The sequence below is a fragment of the Marinomonas phaeophyticola genome, assembly GCF_026966905.1.
Taxonomy (GTDB): domain Bacteria; phylum Pseudomonadota; class Gammaproteobacteria; order Pseudomonadales; family Marinomonadaceae; genus Marinomonas; species Marinomonas phaeophyticola.
In genome coordinates this window covers 290,891-310,138 of record NZ_JAPUBN010000006.1, presented here as the reverse complement: position 1 = coordinate 310,138, position 19,248 = coordinate 290,891, and the positions used below count along the sequence as shown (strand labels likewise).

Genomic DNA, 19,248 nt, shown 5'->3' with positions numbered 1-19,248 from the left:
ACCGAGTCAGCTACTCGTTGAAATCAGAGGAAAACTAATGCATCAAATGAAGAGGATAAGATTACTTATAAGTCAGCCATATCAACTGGCCGTTCAAATACGGTTGCTTCAAAGTATTTCGATGCTTTTTCTAGTCGCTATGTTACTAATGCCTCATACTATTCGCTCCTCTGAAACCTCCCCTCTTAAGTCGATTGGGATTAGCGTAGCCGATTTAGGGAACCCATATTTTGTTCAATTAGTGGACTCAATTACATCAAAAGCTCAAGCTGTTACTGGTGAACCTGTAAAAATGTTAATTCGTTCAGATGCTTATGATTTAAACCGTCAAATTGAACAACTCAACTATTTTATAGAACAAAAAGTAGATTTAATTGTATTAACTGCAGCGGATGAATACAAAGTTGCTGCTGTTGTTGCAAAGGCTCAAAGATTAGGAATTAAAGTAATTGCGGTTGATGTCAATGCTAAAGGTGCTGATGCAACGATCACTACAGATAATGTTCAGGCTGGTATGGTAGCCTGTGAGCGATTGGCAAGAGAAATTGGTTATAAAGGCAATTTTGTTATCATTAATGGAGTATTGGTTTCTTCGGTTATTGAGCGTGTCACCGGGTGTAAATCAACACTGGGTAATTATCCTGATATCAAATTACTTAGCGATAGAATGAATGGGGCGGGAAGTGTCGAAGGGGGCATGGAAGCTATGACGTACTTAATGGAGGAATATGATCGTATTGATGCAGTATTCGCCATTAATGACCCAACAGCGTGGGGAGCATTACGTGCCGCACAACAAGCACATCGAAATGAGTTTATCATGGCATCGGTAGATGGTGCGCCTTTTGCGATTGATATTATAATGGAGAAAAACGGTCCATGGATTGCTACAGCTATTCAAAGACCAGAGTTGATGGCGAAGAGGGCAATCGAAATTGGTATGAAGCTGCTTAAAGGAGAGGCTATAAACCAACATTTTATCCTAATCCCCTCTATCCTTGTTGAAAAATAGAGTGCCTATAATACTATTGCGGTAAAAATATTTTAAGGCATGCGCCATTAAGTAAGTCTGATTTTCCCTTAGTTATATAGCCACTCGTATCATTTATGATATGAGATTGTGCCGACAAATCACAAAAATATAGACCAAGCCCAGTATTTTGTGAAAACAAAAAATCATCATGTTCATCATTCTCAAAACCAGGGCCATCATCTTCAATTGAAAAAACCAAAAAATTCTCATGCATTTCAGCCGTAATAGTGATGGTTTTTTTAGCGAATCGAAAAGAGTTATATATTGTTGTACTGATTGCAGAAGTGATCAGTCGCTCATCGAATGTCGCGAATAAACCGTCCTTACATCTAAAATCTAACGTTAAATTTTTTGATATTGCTGTACTGCTTAATACAAAAACTTGATCATCTAGAAACTCAGATACATTCAAGGTTTCATATTGAATGTTATAGCCATTTGTTGATAATTTATAAAGATATAAATACTCAACCCATTCATCGTTCAGTTGTTTTAAAATATTTTCAATGGTATCAACTGTTTGGTCGATATCTGTATCCATTTCCTTATGATTTTTAATGGTATGGGTATGGTAAAGCAATGTGCCAATACGGTTTTTACTTTCGTGAATTGCGCTAGCCAAAATAGTACTGATATCTAATTCGTTCATAATAAATACCTAGTTAAAGACTAAGTTGCTCTTTGATTTCATTATAAGGCTGAGAAGCAGCCCCACTCTTAAAATCATCTTCCCATAAGCTAAACGCATCGGTTGCATTTATTTTATCATTTTGATTTAAATATAATTGTACTTTAATTTCATGCGCCGCTGTATTTGTTTCAATACTTTCACTTAAAAAGACTTCAACTTTCTTCAAAGTACTTTTAAAACTCTCTTTTTGACGAGGCAAAAGTTCTTGCTGAGATGCTATGCCCACAATCGCGCGTAAATGATTTAGATAAATATCAGACGAGTTGAAGCAAGAATGCTTAGCTAAAAATACAGCTCTTCTAAAAGAAATTTCTGCAAGATGATAATCTTTTAGATCTAAACTTAAACGGCCCAGCTCGATTTGTCTCAGTATACTTTTAGGGGAGCGCTCTAATGCATCAATTAAAACTGCTTGCGCTTCAGTGTGCCTGCCTTGAGCAATAAGGCACTTTGCTAGCCAGTCATAGGCATTAACAAAAAACTTATTATCAAGCATTAACTGTTTTAGTTTCGTTTCAGCGGCCGCATATTCTTTTAATAGCAGATGAGTTTTTGCCAAACCAAACAGAGACCAAGGCATTTTTTGTTTTTTAAGTTCTTTACTATAGAGTTTTTTGGCTTTGTCGTATTCTTCTAATGCAATATAACACTCACCAATAATACGGTTACACTTTCCTTGCAAGAAAGGGTACTTTTCAATGGTAATTCTGCATTCTTGTATCGCTACGTCATAATTTTTTGTATCAAGTGCGATATTGATATTTTTCAGTTTTTCTTTATTTTCTAGAAGCTTTAATAAACGTCTTTGAAGCAGTGCTTGAGAGAAAGGTTTGGTAATATAGCCATCAGGTTGGTATTCAATGGCACCCATAACCATTTCAATTGAGGTTTCAGCTGTCACCATTAAATAAGTGGATGTATTCGGAATAAGCGCAGAACAACGTACTTCTTCAAGAAGCTGTTGACCATCTTTACCATTACCAAGATTATAATCTGATAAGATCAGGTCATATGAGTTATTTCTAAGCAACTCGATGGCCGATTCGGCCTTCATTGCAATATCGATAGATTTAAAACCAAAATCCGTAAGCATCTTTTTCTGCAGAATCCTTGCTTCAGCCATGTCTTCAATAAGGATCGCTTTTTTTGTTGAAAAATCAATCATTGCTGGTACTTCCTTAGTGTAAGTAGCCAGAGTCAGAGGATAGATCTGCGGTCATAATCTCGTCCTCTTCTGAGTCAATTTGAGGGATACTGTAGCTTTCGTTAGCCCAGTCTCCAAAATCAATCAATTTACATTTGTCACTACAAAATGGTCTGAAGTCATTTTCTTTAGACCAAAGTGTTTGCTTCTTGCAAGTTGGACAAGCGATGAACGTGTTTTGTTTTACTTTATTCATTAATACTGTTTAAAATCTGTTGATGTAGTAAAGAGACTTTATCACCCAATTCATCTACATTGCCAGTATTTTCAATAACATATTTAGCTTTGGCTACTCGATCATCATTAGATAATTGCGTATTTATAATTTTTAATGCTTCTGCGCTAGAGGTTTTATCACGGTTACAAACTCTTTCGACTTGGAGATCTTTGGAAACAGATATGGCGATAACTGCGTCACAAATTTGATCTTGATTCGTTTCGAAAAGAAGAGGGTGGACTAGTAAACAATACTTTGACGTGAAAGACTCTATTCTTTCCATCGTTAATTGTCTAATTGCCGGGTGGGAAACGGACTCTAGCCATTCTTTTTCAGAGAGATCGTTAAATATAATACTGCGTAGTTTACTTCTATTGAGAGTGTGGTCAGAGTTTAGTATATCACTACCATATCGCTTTGATATTTTGCTTAATAAGAGCGAGCCTGGGAGAACGGTTTCTCTTGATATATCGTCCACATCAATATATTCAACATTGAGTTGTGAGAACAGTTTAGCAACGGTTGATTTTCCACTACCAATACCTCCAGTTAGCCCCACTAGAATTTTTTTCATAAAATTTGATTCCAAAAAAATAAATATGCAGCAGTACATAAATAAGGACCGAAGGCGGTTTGCCTTTGGCGGTGGAATAGAAAAGTAATAATTCCAAGTATACTAGCAATGAATAATACATAAGATAATGACCCAACACCTAACCAAGCACCAATACCGGCTAATAATTTTGCGTCACCTAAGCCAATAACTTCAATATTACGAAGTTTTAAAAAAAGTAAGCGAATGATATAAATCCCACCGTATCCAAATAAAACACCATATACCGAAGATTTTAAATCCGTATTCGAGTGAAGTACCAGAACAAGTGAGAGGAAAATCAGAATTCCATTAAGCTCATCAGGAATCCATTGGTGGTGGTAATCGAAAATAGCAACAGTAAGCAAACAACAAAAAATTGAACTTAATAAGAACAGTTGTAATACATTTACTTCAATAAAAATGAGTGGGATACAGAATAAGAGAGTGGCAATCTCAATCATGAAGTAACGAATGTTTATCTTTTTTTGACAATGACGACACTTTCCTAGTTGTATCAGATAGCTAAAAACAGGAATAAGCTCAATAAAAGAAAGTGTCTTGTTGCATTTGGTGCATTGTGAGCGTCCATATATGAATGATGGGGGCTCTTTTACATCAAAGGGAAGCCCAACAATATCATGAGCTTCTTTGTTCCAGCGGAATTCACATAGCAATGGCCACCTATGTAAAAACGCCGTAATTACGCTGCCTATGCATAACAAAATCAAGCTGTAAAAGAAAAGAAAAGTTATGTCATATTGCATCAAAAAGGTTCCATTAAAGGGGCGTAAATACTAATTAATAGCTGTGCTACAAATAAGCCTGCAATTAATAAAGAAGCAACAGGGATGATGTTATTCAGTGTGTTTAACGTTTTTGTCCATCGTTGTTTTTGTAATTCAGAAGCCATGCTAAGCGCTCTGTCTATACTGCCATTTTTATTAGAGTTTACCAAGGCCAGCCGAGACTCTTTAAGAAACCAATTTTGCGGGAAGCTGTCTGAATAATCAAAGCCAAGCCTGATTTTATAATAGAGAATATAGAGCTGTTTCTTATTTAGGTGGTGAGACGATGACATTGCTATTTTTTTGATGCTATTTTGCAAAGATTCACCTGAGTCGATGGAAGCCAATAGTAACTCAAAAAAATTATAAAGCCTAAGAGATGAAAAAAATTGCTCTAAAAAAATATGATCTTCCCACTGATGACCAAATACAAAATGACCGCCTGAACTCCGCATGTTAGCCCATAAATAGCTAAAAGAGAAAGTTCAAATGCATCTTTCATGATAGCGTTAATGATCATGATAATTGAAGATGATTGTGCTATAAAATAAGGGTAATACAGTGATTTTACTAATTTATCTGACACCTCTTTTCTGGATTTTAAATATTGAATTATGATCGCTAAACTCTTCTTAAAACCTTCTTGTGTTGTGTTCTCTGGCAGAAATTCACATAAAAACCGAGTCGCTTTATCGCATACATTTGATACAGATTGATGAACGGATACTCCGTTATTTATTTGTTGTGAAATATATAAGCATAGGCAGGACAGCTGTTTATCGCCAGATGAGGCAATACTCGAAATGGCTTGATTGAGGGTCATTCCCATTTCCATACTGTTATTTAACTCAACGAGCAAAGACATCAGTTTGACAGTATTTATTTTATGGATTCTTTTTTTTATGACCCTAAAATAACGCTTATTTTGTTGAAATTCATTTATACAAAATTGATTGTATTTTATTTCAATTTGTTGTCGATCCTCTCCTAAAAGGTAGTAAAAATAACAATTAGGCGTTTCCATCGTCATTAAAAACCTCCCAGATTGATTTATTATTGATCAGTGAAAAGTAATCATCGGGGAGATTATTTCCCCAATTAGGAGCAATACCGCTGAAGTGAGGGCGACGATGCCCCTCTTGATAGGTCATTTTTTGATGAATAACAAAATTTAATGCACTTACCAAGGTGAACATGTCGATATTCCAGTTCTGTAGTCTATAGAAAAGTTCTAGTGCGGAGTTTGTGTGTATTGTTGTCAGAACTAAATGACCAGTATGAGCGGCCATTAACGCAAGCTCTGCCGTCTCTTTGTCTCTTAATTCTCCAATAAAAATGACATCAGGGTCCTGCCTCAATAGGCTTTTTAATATATATTGAGGAGTAATATCAATTTGAGGATTCAGTTCACATTGATAAAATTCTTTAATAGTAAACTCTACAGGGTCTTCAATGGTGAAAATGGTTCTTTCACCATTATTCAAATATTCTAAGCAAGAGTATAGAGTGGTGGTTTTGCCTGCGCCTGTGGCACCACAAACAAAAATAATTCCTTTTGGCTTCAATAGCGATTGAATAAGGTTTTCGTGGATGCTCTTTGGTAGATTAATACTGCCTAATGAGTGTTTGAAGCCGGTGGGTAATATACGAAGTGCGACTTTTTCTCCTAGTTTCGTGTTAATAATACTGATTCGGATGAAAAAATCTTCTTTATGATGGGTAAATGAAAACTGGCCTTCCTGAGCTCTTCTAGTTTCAGAAAGATCAAGGTTAGAGAGCATCTTTAATCTATTTAATGCATTTTTTGAGACATGATTTGCATGAAGTTGGGTGATTTTACCGGATATTCTATATTGAACTAAGAAATCAGTTGCTGTTGGGCATAAGTGAATATCAGTAGCGTTATTTTCAATTGCAATGTTTAGTGACTCTTCAATCATTATCATCTTCATGCCCCTCATTGTTAATATTACGGCAATGTTCAGAAAGTAATGATTTTGGAAGCGTTGATGAGCAATCCCATTTAGCCGTTATGGTACGAGAAAAAAGAAAGTATTGATTTGCTTCGATTCCATTTTCTTCTTTTAACTCAATTTTAACCGTACCTGTAATGCCCTGAGCTTGCTCAATAGATGCAGAAGTAATAATGCTATTATCACTTAGGTTTTGTGATGTTTTTAATGATTCAAATTGGGTTGAGTTTGGGAAAGAGCCTGTAGTTAAGATAATTTCTTCTATTGCCGTTTGTAGGCCATTTGAATAACTATATACTTCTAGTAATTTGGCTTTCGCAATTTTTTGTATTAATTGTGGTGCACCAAAGCTTGCAAGAATAGAAATTATTGTTATGACAACAAGAAGTTCAATAAGGGTAAACGCACGGAGAGTCGTTGTTTTTTTCATTTTTTAATCCTTTAAAAAAGTTGATAATACATCCTGTATTATTGTTGGTTAATTAGACTATTTTAGATAAGGTACCTCCTATTGTGTTTGTGTTTGAGTTTAGTAAATAAGAGTCAATCGGCCGATAATTATTAATGTCATTTTGTGTATCGTTCGAATCGCTATTAACTGAATTGTTAGATTGCCGATCAGTCTGTTTGTTGTCAATAGTTTCATTTTTACTTTCTAAAAGCTCGGCTCTTGCAGCAGATATTTTGCTTTGAGAATCAGCGGCAATACTTCTATCTGCAGAAGAGGGTTGTGCTGGTGCAAGAGCCGCTTGATAAACCTGTTGCATTTTACTTATAGTGGCCTGTGGGTCATTTGCAATAGTACTTACATCAATTGGAACTTCACCTTCGACGGCGTAATTATTCCCATCATGTCCTTGCTCATAGGTATAACTAGGTGAGCCAGCGTGTTTACCACCCACCATTGCGTGAGCTTGTTCATGGGTTTTAACTTCAATATCTCGAGCTTTTAACTCGGCTACTTTTTTGACTTCATCTTCAGTTAGCTCTGTAGTCTCCTTGTCCTGTGTCTTTTCTGTTTCATTAATTTCAGCCTCTTCCGAAGCGCTATCGCTTTCTTCATTAGTAGACGTGTTTTGCTGAGATTTATCATTCTCTGACAGTCGTTTACTTTCTTCGGAAAGCGTTACTACAGTTGAAGCTGTTGTTAATGTTTGGTTTTCTTCATGTGATTTTCTTTCTTCAAGGCGAACGGATTCATTATCAACATAAGGCTGATTTTGAAAATTATTAATATAAGCAAGAGAAACCGACATAAAACACCTTATTACATGACCCCATAAACTATAACCTCCAGAGTTAGCCTTGTCTATTATTGGATTTTAGACAAGGCCTAGGTTGGAAATGATTCGTCTAGAGAGTCTAATTATTCGCAGCTTGAATAGCGGTTATCGCAATCGTATATACAATGTCGTCAACGAGAGCCCCCCTTGAAAGGTCGTTTACTGGTTTACGAATGCCTTGAAGCATAGGGCCAATACTGACAACATCAGCGCTTCTTTGTACCGCTTTATAAGTGGTATTACCTGTATTCAAGTCAGGGAAGATAAAGACAGTCGCTTTCCCTGCAACCTTACTGTTCGGCGCTTTTTGTTGCGCTACTTTTTCCATGATCGCTGCATCATATTGCAACGGTCCATCAATCAACAAATCTGGTCTTTTAGATGATGCGATTACTGTTGCTTTTCTAACTTTATCAACATCATTACCCGTACCTGAGCCACCAGTACTATAACTTATCATTGCCACTCTTGGAGTAATGCCAAATGCCGCCGCTGAATCAGCACTTTGAATGGCTATTTCCGCTAACTGTTCTGCTGTTGGATCAGGGTTAATTGCACAATCGCCATAAACCAATACTTGATCTGGTAAACACATAAAGAATACAGATGAGACAATAGATGCATTAGGGGAAGTTTTAATAAGTTGTAGCGCTGGTCTAATTGTATTCGCTGTTGTGTGAACAGCACCAGAAACTAAACCGTCAACATCGCCAGCTTGCAGCATCATGGTACCTAGAACCACGTTATCTTCTAACTGTTCTTGAGCTACCACTTCCGTTAAGCCTCTTTGCTTTCTTAGCTCAACCATTGGTCCAACGTATTTGGATCGTAGTAATTTAGGATCTAAAACTTCAACTAGATCATGTAGATCTATGCCGCTGTTTTTAGCTATTCTTATAATTTCCTCTTTATCTCCAAGCAATACACATCGAGCTATACCGCGCTCAGCACAAATGGATGCGGCTTGTATCGTACGTAGTTCATTACCTTCAGGCAGAATAATACGTTTATTTAATGCTCTAGCTTGTTCAATTAAGCGATAACGAAATGCAGGGGAGAAAATTTCCTTTCTTCTTGGTTTAGAGCAAAGGAATTAATCCAGTCATGATCGATACAACGAGCGATGTGTTCTTTAACATTTAGTATCCGCTCTTTGTCATCAAGAGGGATCTCTTGGTTAAAAGACTGCATGTTAATCGCCGTTTCCCAACTGTTAGAGTCAACAGACAACACAGGGAGTCCCTTTGCCATAGCTTTACCACAAAGTGCCATAAGGGCATTGCTGGGTTGATAACCCCCCGTTAAAACGAGCGCTGATATTTTAATGTCATTGAGTGCCGCAATAGCAGTAGCCATAATGACATCAGTACGATCTCCTGGAGTAAAAACAAGCACACCAGGCTTTAATGCTTCCAGCATGTTTTCGACACTGCGTGCGCAGAGAGTGAAAGACTGAACTCTACGAGTTTCTATTTCACCTTCATTGATGATCTTTGCGTTCAAAAAGTCAGATATATCTTTAACTCTAGGATGGGTAAGTTCCTCTGATGCAGGTATTTGACCTAAAAGGCTGAAATTACGTTTAAAGATTGGTCTTTGAGCAAATATATCACCGTAAGATCTGGACCCTAATGATCCTGGAAGTGTTTTATTAAGAATGCATCCAATCACATCTGCCGCTTTTATGCCGCCATAAGAGCCAGCAGCTATCTCAACATGATGTTCTAATTCATTCGGTTTCATGTTGTTTGGCGCGGTAACTAAAACAAGTCCAGCATCTAAAGTTTTCGCTATGGCTTTATTTAATCGAGTTGCATACGGGTGACCGGGAATTTGAGCAAGCCCTTCAACAATCACAGTTGACCCAGGTTCTATTGAGGCTTGAAAGCGACCAACAACTTCTTCCATTAATTCATTTAATTTATCATTATAAAGATAGCGTTCTGCTTCAATTAAGGAGATCGGTTCAGCTGGCGATAGTATTGACCCTTGAGATACCATCGATGTTGACCTATCAGGGCCAGTATCTGATGGATGGGGTTGCGATATCGGTTTAAAAAAACTGGCTTTGAGTCCTTGCTGTTCTAATGCTCTAACAAGACCCACTGAAACAGAAGTCAATCCGACTCCGGGGCCTGTTGGGACAGTCATCAATACATTTGTTGACATCTTAGTGTTCCACCTTGTGAAATAAGGTAATGAAAGTATTATTCATCATTTTTTATTAGATTAATTGTGTCTAGGGCTATCATCTTTTCTTCATTAGTTGGAATTATCCAGATTTTAGATGATGAACTATCTTGAGCTATCGAACTAATGTCACCCCTTGAGGCGTTCAGGTTTTTCTGAGTATCAATGCTTATATTGAATGCTTTTAGATTGGTGCAAATTTTTTCTCTGATGTAAGTTGAGTTTTCGCCAATCCCACCTGTAAAAACAATATGGTCTATTGAATTTAAAGTGGTAGCGACACTCATAAGTTGTTTTGCGGCACGATTTGAAAACATATCTAAGGCAAGCTTTGCTTTCACGTTACCCGCTTGCATCGCTTCTTCTAAAAGACGGCAATCATTTGAAATTTCAGATACCCCTAATAAACCACTTTTCTTATTTAAAACATCAATCGTTTCTTCGACTGTTAGTTTTTCTTTTTCAGCAATAAATGCAATTAGGCTTGGGTCAACACTGCCTGAGCGAGTGCCCATCATTAATCCATCTAAAGGTGTAAGTCCCATACTAGTATCAGAAGATTTACCTGAATTGATTGCACAGACACTTGCACCATTACCTAAATGAGCGACAAGTACCCCCTGTTGAATGCTTAAAGGAAAGCATTCTTCCAGTTTTTGGCTGATATATCGATAGCTTGTTCCATGAAATCCATACTTTCTAAAATGGTAGTCTTGATAGTAGGATATTGGTATTCCATACAAAAAGTGCTCTTTTTCTATTGTTTGATGAAAAGCTGTATCGAACACGGCGACTTGAGGTAGAGTAGGGAATAAGTATTGTGCTATTTCAATACCTTTTAAGTGAGCTGGACTGTGTAATGGTGCTAACTCAGCGCATTCATTTAAGTGTTTAATCACATTGTCATCGATGATGACCGAAGCGCTAAAAAACTCTCCTCCATGAACAATACGATGACCAATACCTTTTAGGCAGGACTTCAAAGATGGACTCTCTTCAAGCCATGAGTTTATTTTTACCAATGCATTCTTATGATCAGCTTGTGTCAGTTCTTGAACCGTTTTTCTGCCGTCACACTTAATTGTTAAATGGCCAGCCGAAGAACCAAGCCCTTCGGCAATTCCTTCTACAACAAGTTGGTTACCTGCTTGCGCAAGAATGGCAAACTTTAAAGATGAGCTACCACTGTTGATAACTAATATCGCATCATCCATTTATGATTCCTTGATAACTCTTAATGATAAGTCAATAGCGATTACATGTTTCGTTAACGCGCCAATAGAAATGTAATCAACTCCAGTTTTCGCTACCAGTAAAAGATCCGATTTTGTCATATTGCCTGACGCTTCAAATCTCACCTTAGATTTGTATTTAGTAACGGCCAATGTCATATCTTCTAGAGTAAAATTATCGAGCATAATGATATCTGCACCAGCTTCAACGGCTTGATCAACTTCGTCTAAGTTTTCAGTCTCTACTTCTATAGCCTTACCGGGTGCTATTAACTTGGCCATTGATATCGCTTTTTCGATAGAACCTGCTGCCATGATGTGATTTTCTTTAATTAAGAAGGCGTCGTATAAACCAATCCTATGGTTTTTAGCTCCCCCAACAGTAACGGCGTATTTTTGAGCCAATCTCAATCCGGGGATGGTTTTTCGAGTATCTAGAATCGCAAGTTGGGTACCGCTTACTATATCTGCATATTCTCTTGAGACTGTGGCTGTGTAGGAAAGTGTTTGCAAAAAATTTAATGCGGTCCTTTCTGCTGTAAGGATAGATCTAGCCGAGCCTTCAATGATCAAAAAAGGTTTATTTGGCTCTAATAAATCGCCTTCTTTTGCAAGCCAAGTTAAAGAAACTCGGTCATCGATCTTATTAAACACAGTGTTAACCCATAAGGTGCCACATAAAACAGCAGGCTCACGCGTTATAACATTAGCGGTTAATGTATTTTCAATAGGTATTAGTTGGGCCGTAATGTCGCCACTTCCTATGTCTTCTTTTAATGCGGTTTCTACTTGTTGAATAATAGAGGCATGAAAGTGATCATCTAGAGTCATGATATTGAATTCCGGTCATTTAAAAAATAATCTATTGTAGCTTTTAATTGTTATTTCGTCAGTTACTCAATTATTGAGAATTGTATAAATGTAGTCGCTAAAGTTTGATAATAACAAGTGCCCATAGCAATAAATGATGAGTAGAAGGCAGGTAAACGCGCAACCAACTGACGAAAACGTAGGGGTGTTATAGGTATAAGGAGGTCTATAAATAGTGGGGATTTCATAAAGAAGTAACATATCAATCTTTTGATATCGACTATTCATTAAGTGAATAAGGCGCTCTAAATAGATAAAATGCATAATGCAACTAACTTGAACTTCTCTTTTTACTCTGAATCTAGGTTTTTTTTGCTTTTTTTAACCGCTTTTTATGCTCCTACATTAAATGAATATAACTTGTCCAGTCTAGGCGATGTAAAAATTAGGTGTTACTCTTAGCGCGAAGTTGTAAATAGGTTAGATGTTTTTTTACATATCAAAGCTGATTCTAATAGATGATAAACAAGGCTAAAGGTCTGATTTTCTATTAAAAACAGCTTGATTTCTTTTGTAAATCTAGCAAAGTTATTTGCAAAAAATACGGATGTGAATTTTTTATCAAGCAATTTTCTATCCACAAAGAGTTCCAATTAAATAAACGATTCAAGTGATGTAATTCATAAATGACGTTGAATAGAGAACAAAATAATAACTCTGCGCATTTGAGAGATTACTAATATTATGCCTAAATACTCATTAAAGTATGGCATGGTTGTAGCTGGTTTTTACATTAATGATAGTGTAGATTCCGACGTTTCGTTTAACTCTTCCCAATCATTGACTCAAAAAGTCAAATGATAGGGATTTTAGAATCTGTTCTTATGGCGGGGGTTATAACACTATGACGGAGCAGCATATACTCGAAGATATCGATCCAACTCAAACAAAAGAGTGGCTAGATGCACTTGAGTCTGTCCTTCGAGAAGAAGGTCCTGATCGCGCGCAATTTATTCTAGATCGTTTAACAAAGGAAGCTGCAAAAGCGGGTACACCGATGCCAGCTTCTATAACGACATCTTATCGCAATACCATTTTACCTCATAATGAGAAAACGTTACCGGGCGACTTATTTATGGAGCGTAAAATTCGCTCTATTATTCGCTGGAATGCGTTAGCAATGGTGATGAAAGCGAACCGTATTGATTCGACACTTGGTGGGCACATTACCAGTTTCTCATCAGCTGCGACGCTATATGATATTGGTTTTAACCATTTCTTCCGTGGTAACACAGAAAAGCAAGACGGTGATATGGTTTTTTTCCAGGGTCATATTTCCCCTGGAATCTATGCTCGTTCTTATATAGAAGGGCGTTTAACAGATGAGCAGTTAGATAATTTCCGTCGCGAAGTCGATGGCAAAGGGCTTTCCTCTTATCCACACCCTTGGTTAATGCCTGATTACTGGCAGTTCCCAACGGTATCTATGGGTCTTGGTCCTTTACAAGCTATTTATCAAGCACACGTCATGAAGTATCAACATAGTCGTGGCTTAGTAGATCAAGGTGACCGTAAGGTTTGGGCATTCTTAGGAGATGGAGAGTGTGATGAACCTGAATCTTTAGGTGCTATAGCACTCGCTGGACGTGAAAAACTTGATAATTTGATTTTTGTTATCAACTGTAATTTACAGCGCTTAGATGGCCCTGTACGTGGTAATGGTAAAATCGTACAAGAGCTTGAAGGTGTGTTCCGTGGTGCTGGCTGGAATGTCGTTAAATGCTTATGGGGCCGTCATTGGGATCCATTATTTGAAAAAGACGATAAAGGCTTACTAATAAAACGTATGGATGAAGTTTGTGACGGTGAGCTGCAAAATTACAAAGCGAATGGTGGCGCTTATACACGCAAACATTTCTTTGGTAAGTATCCAGAACTATTAGAAATGGTTAAGGATATGTCTGATGACGATATCATGAACCTTAACCGTGGTGGACATGACCCTTATAAAGTTTATGCAGCGTATGCAGAAGCAACGTCTCATAAAGGTCAGCCAACTGTTGTTCTTGCTCAAACTGTTAAAGGTTATGGCATGTTCAAAGCGGCAGAAGCTCAAAATACAGCACACCAAACTAAGAAGTTGGATGAAGAGTCATTGGCCATGTTCCGTGACAAATTCGGCATTCCAATTACAGATGAAGAACTGAAAGATCTTCCTTACTATCGTCCGGCAGAAGACAGTCCTGAGATGAAGTATTTGAGAAGTCGCCGTGCGGCACTTGGTGGAGATTTCCCTGTTAGACGCCGTGAGTGTGAAGCATTAGAAGTTCCATCACTTGAAACCTTTAAAGCTCAATTACAAGGTACAAAAGGCCGTGAAATTTCGTCAACTATGGCGTTTGTTCGTGTTCTGAATACATTAGTAAAAGATAAGAAAATTGGTCATCGAGTTATTCCAATTGTTGCGGATGAAGCTCGTACTTTTGGTATGGAAGGTATGTTCCGTCAATTGGGGATTTACTCAGCTGAAGGCCAAAAATACACACCTCATGATCATACTCAGATCATGTATTACAAAGAAGATGCAAAAGGCCAAATCCTTCAAGAAGGGATTAACGAAGCCGGCGCTATGTCTGCTTGGTTAGCCTGTGCTACCTCTTATAGTAATAGTAATTATCCAATGATTCCTGTGTATATCTATTATTCCATGTTCGGTTTCCAACGTATTGGCGACCTTGCTTGGGCGGCAGGTGATTCGCAGGCTCGAGGTTTCTTGATTGGTGCAACAGCAGGTCGAACAACCTTAAATGGCGAAGGTTTGCAGCACGAAGATGGGCACTCTCACATCATTGCTGGCACTATTCCTAACTGTGTTTCATATGATCCGACCTATTCTTATGAAGTCGCTGTTATCGTTCAAGATGGCATGCGTCGTATGTATCAAGAGAAAGAGAGTGTTTTCTATTACTTAACCGTAATGAACGAAAACTATACACATGAAGACATGCCTGAAGGTGTCGAAGCCGATATCATCAAAGGTATGTACAAACTTCAAGAACATACTAAAAAAGGCAATAAGCAACATGTACAACTTCTTGGTGCTGGTGTTATCTTGCGTGAAGTTGAAGCGGCCGCTGAAATCCTATTGAATGACTTTGGTGTTAATTCAGATGTGTTTAGTGTGACGTCTTTCAACGAATTACGTCGTGAAGGTTTAGATGTTGAGCGTTGGAATATGTTGCACCCAGAAGCAACCGCAAAAACGCCTTTTGTTGCTTCTTTGTTGAATGGCGAAAGTCCTGTAATTGCTTCAACAGACCATATGAAACTCTATGCTGATCAAATTCGTCCATTCGTTAAAGGATCTTATAATGTCCTTGGAACCGATGGTTTTGGTCGCAGTGATACTCGTGAAAAACTACGTCATTTCTTTGAAATCAATCGTTATTGGGTCGTTGTGTCTTCACTTAAGGCATTGGCGGACAAAGGAGAGATTGACGCATCTGTTGTAACACAAGCAATCGTCAAGTTTGGTTTAGATCCTGAAAAGCCTAACCCAGTTACTTGCTAATTGTCAGTCAACTAATAGTTCATCGACCTGAACTTCGGGTCGATGTAGTTTTTTTTGTTTATTTGATGCGTCTTTACGACAAAGGAGATTTCCGTGAGTACAGAAATCATTCGCGTACCGGATATTGGTGGTGCAGCCGATGTCGATGTAATCGAGATTAATGTTAGCGTAGGCGACATGATCGAGGTTGATCAACCAATTATTGTGTTAGAAACAGACAAAGCCTCAATGGATGTTCCATCTCCATTGGCAGGTAAAGTTTTGGCTATCTCTATTTCTGAAGGTGACCAAGTGTCTGAAGGCTCGGTGGTTCTAGAGCTTGAAGTGGCTAGCACTGCAGAAGCACCGACTCAAGAGACGGTAACGCCAGTAGTTGAACCGGCTCAAAAAGAAGTATCTGCTGATTCTGCAGCTACAGAAGCAGTAAATACAGAAACAGCAAATAAAGCTGTTGTTGTTCCTGATATTGGTGGAGCAACAGATGTTGAAGTAATTGAAATTTGTGTGTCTGAAGGTGATGATGTTGAAGAGGGCGATTCTCTAATTGTTCTTGAGACAGATAAAGCATCTATGGATATACCCGCCCCATTCAGTGGTAAAGTTGGCTCAATTAGCCTTTCTATTGGTGATAAGGTGTCTGAAGGTAGCGATATGATGCTGCTATCTACCACTGAAGCAGCACCCGTTAAACCGGCTGCTGACGCTCAAGAAACAGCCGTAGTAATTGAGACTGTTACAGAAGCACCTACAACGGCCACCACGGCAGGTGGAGTTGAATCTGTTAATGTTCCTGACATTGGCGGCGCTACTGATGTTGACATCATTGAAATTGCTGTTGCTGTTGGTGATAAAGTATCGGAAGGTGATTCTTTAATCGTTCTCGAGACAGATAAAGCGTCTATGGAAATACCTGCTCCTAAATCAGGCGTGGTAAAATCCATTTCGGTTAAGGAAGGTGATAAAGTTTCTGAAGGCGATTTGATTCTTGATTTAGAAGTTGAGGGTAGCGTGATTTCCGCTCCTGTAGCGACGGCTACTCCAGCAACATCAAAAGCTGAATCAGCACCTGTTGAGAAAAAAATAGCGGCTGCCGCTCCTGCTTCAGATCAAAATTCAGCCGTCTTATCAACGCCTTCTAAAAAGGTTCATGCTGGCCCTGCTGTTAGAATGCTAGCTCGCGAACTTGGTGTTGAATTAAGCCTTGTACGCGCTACAGGTCCTCGTGGACGAATTGTGAAAGAAGATTTGCATGCTTATGTTAAAGCCGCCGTTAAATCTTCTATAGCAGCACCTACCCAAGCCGTCTCTTCTGGCACCGGTATCCCTCAAGTCCCTGATGTTGACTTTAGTCAATTTGGCGAAATTGAAATTGTGAAAATGAGTAAAATCCAAAGACTTACGGCACAGAACATGTCTCGTAATGCATTGGTTGTTCCTCATGTTACACAATTTGATAAGGCCGACATCACTGATTTAGAGGCATTTCGTAAAGGTCTTAAAGGGGAGATGGAGAAAAAAGGCATTAAGCTAACACCTTTGCCATTCCTAATTAAAGCCGCGGCACAAGCGTTGGTAGAAAATCCTTCGTTTAATGTTTCTTTAAAAGCCGATGGTGAAAGCTATGTGCAGAAGCATTATGTAAATATCGGTATAGCTGTTGATTCTCCAATTGGTCTAGTTGTACCTGTATTACGTGATGTTGATAAGAAATCCGTTCTGCAAATTGCTGAAGAAGCGAATGTATTGATTAAGAAAGCCTTAAGTAAACAACTTAAGCCAAATGATATGCAGGGCGGTTGCTTTACTATTTCAAGCCTAGGCGCAATCGGAGGGACAGGCTTTACACCCATCGTGAACTGTCCTGAAGTAGGTATCCTTGGGGTATCTAAAGCCGATATCGAGCCAAAATGGAATGGTAAAGAATTTGAACCACGCACAATGTTACCTCTATGTTTATCTTATGATCATAGAGCTGTAAATGGTGGTGATGCAGGACGATTTATGACTTATTTAAATTCGATCTTGAGTGACCTACGTCGTATGGTTCTGTAATTCTAGTGATCATAATTGCTTAGAGAAGCGCTTCTCTTCAAAAGGCCCGCTTAATTAAGTGGGCCTTTTTATCTCTAATGAAAACTAGAAATAACACGGCAATCCTAATAATTCTTTGGTCTTAGAGTATGTTTTTAAATAAGATGCCAAGATAGGCTAATTGATGATTAAAAGCAGACGATTGGATGAAGTAGATATATTACTGTAAAAAAACGCATCTCGAAAATGCGTTTTGTGAAACAGGTAAACCATTGAACATTTAATCTAGAGCATGCGATTGCTGACCAAGGTGATACGTATGAGCGCCTACTTCATAAAACATTCGCTTTAGTTCTCTAAAAGGTATGTCTCTTAAAAGTGTTGTAGGGATAGATAGACTTTCTCTTTGCCCTGCAAACCATTGGGCTAACTCTGCCCCGACTACCGTTCCAGGGCCAATTCCTCGCCCGCTATACCCTGCGACACTGAATAATCCATTTTGAAGCTGTTGGCAATGTGGCAAATGATCTTCACTGTAAGCAATTTTACCTGTCCAGCAGTAATCCCATTCTACGGCTTTGTTGAGAAATGGAAATAATTCACTCACTCGCTGGCAAGCCCAATTAGAAAGTACACTTCCTTCGCCTCCCATCCCTCCAAATATTAAGCGACCTTGTTGATCTAAACGAAAGGAGCTCATTACTGTACAAGTATCCCAAGCACCTTCTTTATTTGGCAGTATTTGTCTTAATTGAGGTTCAGAAAGAGGTTTGCTGGCAAGTTGAGAATAGAAAATCGGCACAAACTTACGCGCTTGCTCCTTGACCCCATGTTCACTGTAAGCATTTGTAGCCAAAATCACCTTTTCCGCATGTACTTCACCTTGTTCCGTAAATATTGCCCAACCTTCCTGAGTCGGCTGAATTTTATTTACAGGTGAATGATCAAACAATTTTGCCCCTTCTTTGAGAGCCGCATCAGCTAAGCCCCTTGCATAAGCTAAAGGTTGGATGGTTCCAGCTCTAGGATCAAATAATGCAGAGTTAAACTTTTCGGAACCAATACGAGACTGGGCTTCGGCCGTGTTTAATAATTGCACTGGCGCGCCACGCTTAGCCAGTTGCTCATAACGTCGCTCTAATTGTGCTAGTCCCGCTTTACCAACACCTGCATGTAGGGTGCCGTTACGGGTAGCTTCACACTGAATTTTGTATTCGTCTATTAATTTGTAAACGTAATCTGGGGCAGCGGCTAGAGCATCATAAAGCACTTTTCCAGCTTCTATACCTATCGCTTTATCCAGTTGATCAGGTTCTAACCACAAACCCGCATTGGCTAGTCCAACATTACGACCAGAACCGCCAAATCCAATTTCTTGCGCTTCTACAACGGCAACCGATATGCCAAATTTTGCCATATGTAGAGCAGCCGATAGCCCCGTAAAGCCTCCGCCGACAATAACAACATCAACGTTTAAACGACCCTCTAGTTGGGGTAACACAGGAGCGGCAGGTGCACTTGCACGCCATAAAGAATCACACGATAGTTCAGACATAACGACCACCTCAATAGCGACCATTGTATAAATGTAAGTATTAAATGCAGAAGACCCAACTGAACATTGATTCAGTCG

At 38.6% G+C, this 19,248-nt stretch carries 18 protein-coding genes; 3 read left to right on the top strand and 15 right to left on the bottom strand.

Annotation, left to right across the window (positions count from 1 at the left end):
- Window positions 1-46 precede the first annotated feature (46 nt).
- Complete coding sequence (locus tag O1D97_RS02145) at window positions 47-1,012, top strand: substrate-binding domain-containing protein (protein WP_269122399.1); 966 nt, start codon at window positions 47-49, stop codon at window positions 1,010-1,012.
- 13 nt (window positions 1,013-1,025) lie between these two features.
- On the opposite strand, the gene O1D97_RS02140 is transcribed toward O1D97_RS02145, so the two are convergent.
- From O1D97_RS02140 to nadC, 14 genes are all read right to left on the bottom strand, one after another.
- On the bottom strand, window positions 1,026-1,682 hold the full coding sequence (locus tag O1D97_RS02140; RefSeq protein WP_269122397.1) for a sensor histidine kinase: 657 nt from the start codon (window positions 1,680-1,682) through the stop codon (window positions 1,026-1,028).
- Between the two features lie 13 nt (window positions 1,683-1,695).
- Window positions 1,696-2,889, bottom strand: coding sequence for a response regulator (locus O1D97_RS02135; protein WP_269122395.1), 1,194 nt, complete (start codon window positions 2,887-2,889; stop codon window positions 1,696-1,698).
- A gap of 13 nt (window positions 2,890-2,902) precedes the next feature.
- Window positions 2,903-3,124, bottom strand: coding sequence for a DNA gyrase inhibitor YacG (locus O1D97_RS02130; RefSeq protein WP_269122393.1), 222 nt, complete (start codon window positions 3,122-3,124; stop codon window positions 2,903-2,905).
- Window positions 3,117-3,719: a dephospho-CoA kinase gene (gene coaE / locus O1D97_RS02125; RefSeq protein ID WP_269122392.1), complete on the bottom strand. Its 603-nt coding sequence runs from the start codon at window positions 3,717-3,719 to the stop codon at window positions 3,117-3,119. Before coaE ends, O1D97_RS02130 begins: the two co-directional genes overlap by 8 nt.
- A complete protein-coding gene (locus O1D97_RS02120) occupies window positions 3,716-4,504 on the bottom strand; it encodes a prepilin peptidase (protein WP_269122390.1) in 789 nt (262 codons plus the stop codon). The genes coaE and O1D97_RS02120 overlap by 4 nt, the downstream gene beginning before the upstream one ends.
- On the bottom strand, window positions 4,504-4,980 hold the full coding sequence (locus tag O1D97_RS02115) for a type II secretion system F family protein (RefSeq protein ID WP_269122388.1): 477 nt from the start codon (window positions 4,978-4,980) through the stop codon (window positions 4,504-4,506). Before O1D97_RS02115 ends, O1D97_RS02120 begins: the two co-directional genes overlap by 1 nt.
- Window positions 4,920-5,549, bottom strand: coding sequence for a type II secretion system F family protein (locus O1D97_RS02110; protein WP_269122386.1), 630 nt, complete (start codon window positions 5,547-5,549; stop codon window positions 4,920-4,922). The genes O1D97_RS02115 and O1D97_RS02110 overlap by 61 nt, the downstream gene beginning before the upstream one ends.
- Entirely contained in the window at window positions 5,536-6,471 is a 936-nt protein-coding gene (locus O1D97_RS02105; RefSeq protein ID WP_269122385.1) for a GspE/PulE family protein, read from the bottom strand. Before O1D97_RS02105 ends, O1D97_RS02110 begins: the two co-directional genes overlap by 14 nt.
- Window positions 6,458-6,928, bottom strand: coding sequence for a pilin (locus O1D97_RS02100; RefSeq protein ID WP_269122383.1), 471 nt, complete (start codon window positions 6,926-6,928; stop codon window positions 6,458-6,460). Before O1D97_RS02100 ends, O1D97_RS02105 begins: the two co-directional genes overlap by 14 nt.
- A gap of 52 nt (window positions 6,929-6,980) precedes the next feature.
- On the bottom strand, window positions 6,981-7,754 hold the full coding sequence (locus O1D97_RS02095; RefSeq protein WP_269122382.1) for a putative metalloprotease CJM1_0395 family protein: 774 nt from the start codon (window positions 7,752-7,754) through the stop codon (window positions 6,981-6,983).
- Window positions 7,755-7,860: 106 nt separating this feature from the next.
- Window positions 7,861-8,814, bottom strand: a complete 954-nt coding sequence (pta, locus tag O1D97_RS19745) for a phosphate acetyltransferase (protein ID WP_428981081.1) — start codon at window positions 8,812-8,814, stop codon at window positions 7,861-7,863.
- Window positions 8,814-9,950: a DRTGG domain-containing protein gene (locus O1D97_RS19740; protein ID WP_428981078.1), complete on the bottom strand. Its 1,137-nt coding sequence runs from the start codon at window positions 9,948-9,950 to the stop codon at window positions 8,814-8,816. Before O1D97_RS19740 ends, pta begins: the two co-directional genes overlap by 1 nt.
- Before the next feature lie 38 nt (window positions 9,951-9,988).
- Window positions 9,989-11,185, bottom strand: coding sequence for an acetate/propionate family kinase (locus O1D97_RS02085; RefSeq protein WP_269122380.1), 1,197 nt, complete (start codon window positions 11,183-11,185; stop codon window positions 9,989-9,991).
- A complete protein-coding gene (gene nadC / locus O1D97_RS02080) occupies window positions 11,186-12,034 on the bottom strand; it encodes a carboxylating nicotinate-nucleotide diphosphorylase (RefSeq protein ID WP_269122378.1) in 849 nt (282 codons plus the stop codon).
- An 883-nt stretch (window positions 12,035-12,917) separates the two neighbouring features.
- On the opposite strand from nadC, the gene aceE reads away from it, so the two are divergent.
- Entirely contained in the window at window positions 12,918-15,584 is a 2,667-nt protein-coding gene (gene aceE, locus O1D97_RS02075) for a pyruvate dehydrogenase (acetyl-transferring), homodimeric type (RefSeq protein ID WP_269122376.1), read from the top strand.
- 93 nt (window positions 15,585-15,677) lie between these two features.
- Window positions 15,678-17,636, top strand: a complete 1,959-nt coding sequence (gene aceF, locus O1D97_RS02070; RefSeq protein WP_269122374.1) for a pyruvate dehydrogenase complex dihydrolipoyllysine-residue acetyltransferase — start codon at window positions 15,678-15,680, stop codon at window positions 17,634-17,636.
- Between the two features lie 259 nt (window positions 17,637-17,895).
- On the opposite strand, the gene O1D97_RS02065 is transcribed toward aceF, so the two are convergent.
- Complete coding sequence (locus tag O1D97_RS02065; protein ID WP_269122372.1) at window positions 17,896-19,170, bottom strand: NAD(P)/FAD-dependent oxidoreductase; 1,275 nt, start codon at window positions 19,168-19,170, stop codon at window positions 17,896-17,898.
- Between the last annotated feature and the right edge of the window lie 78 nt (window positions 19,171-19,248).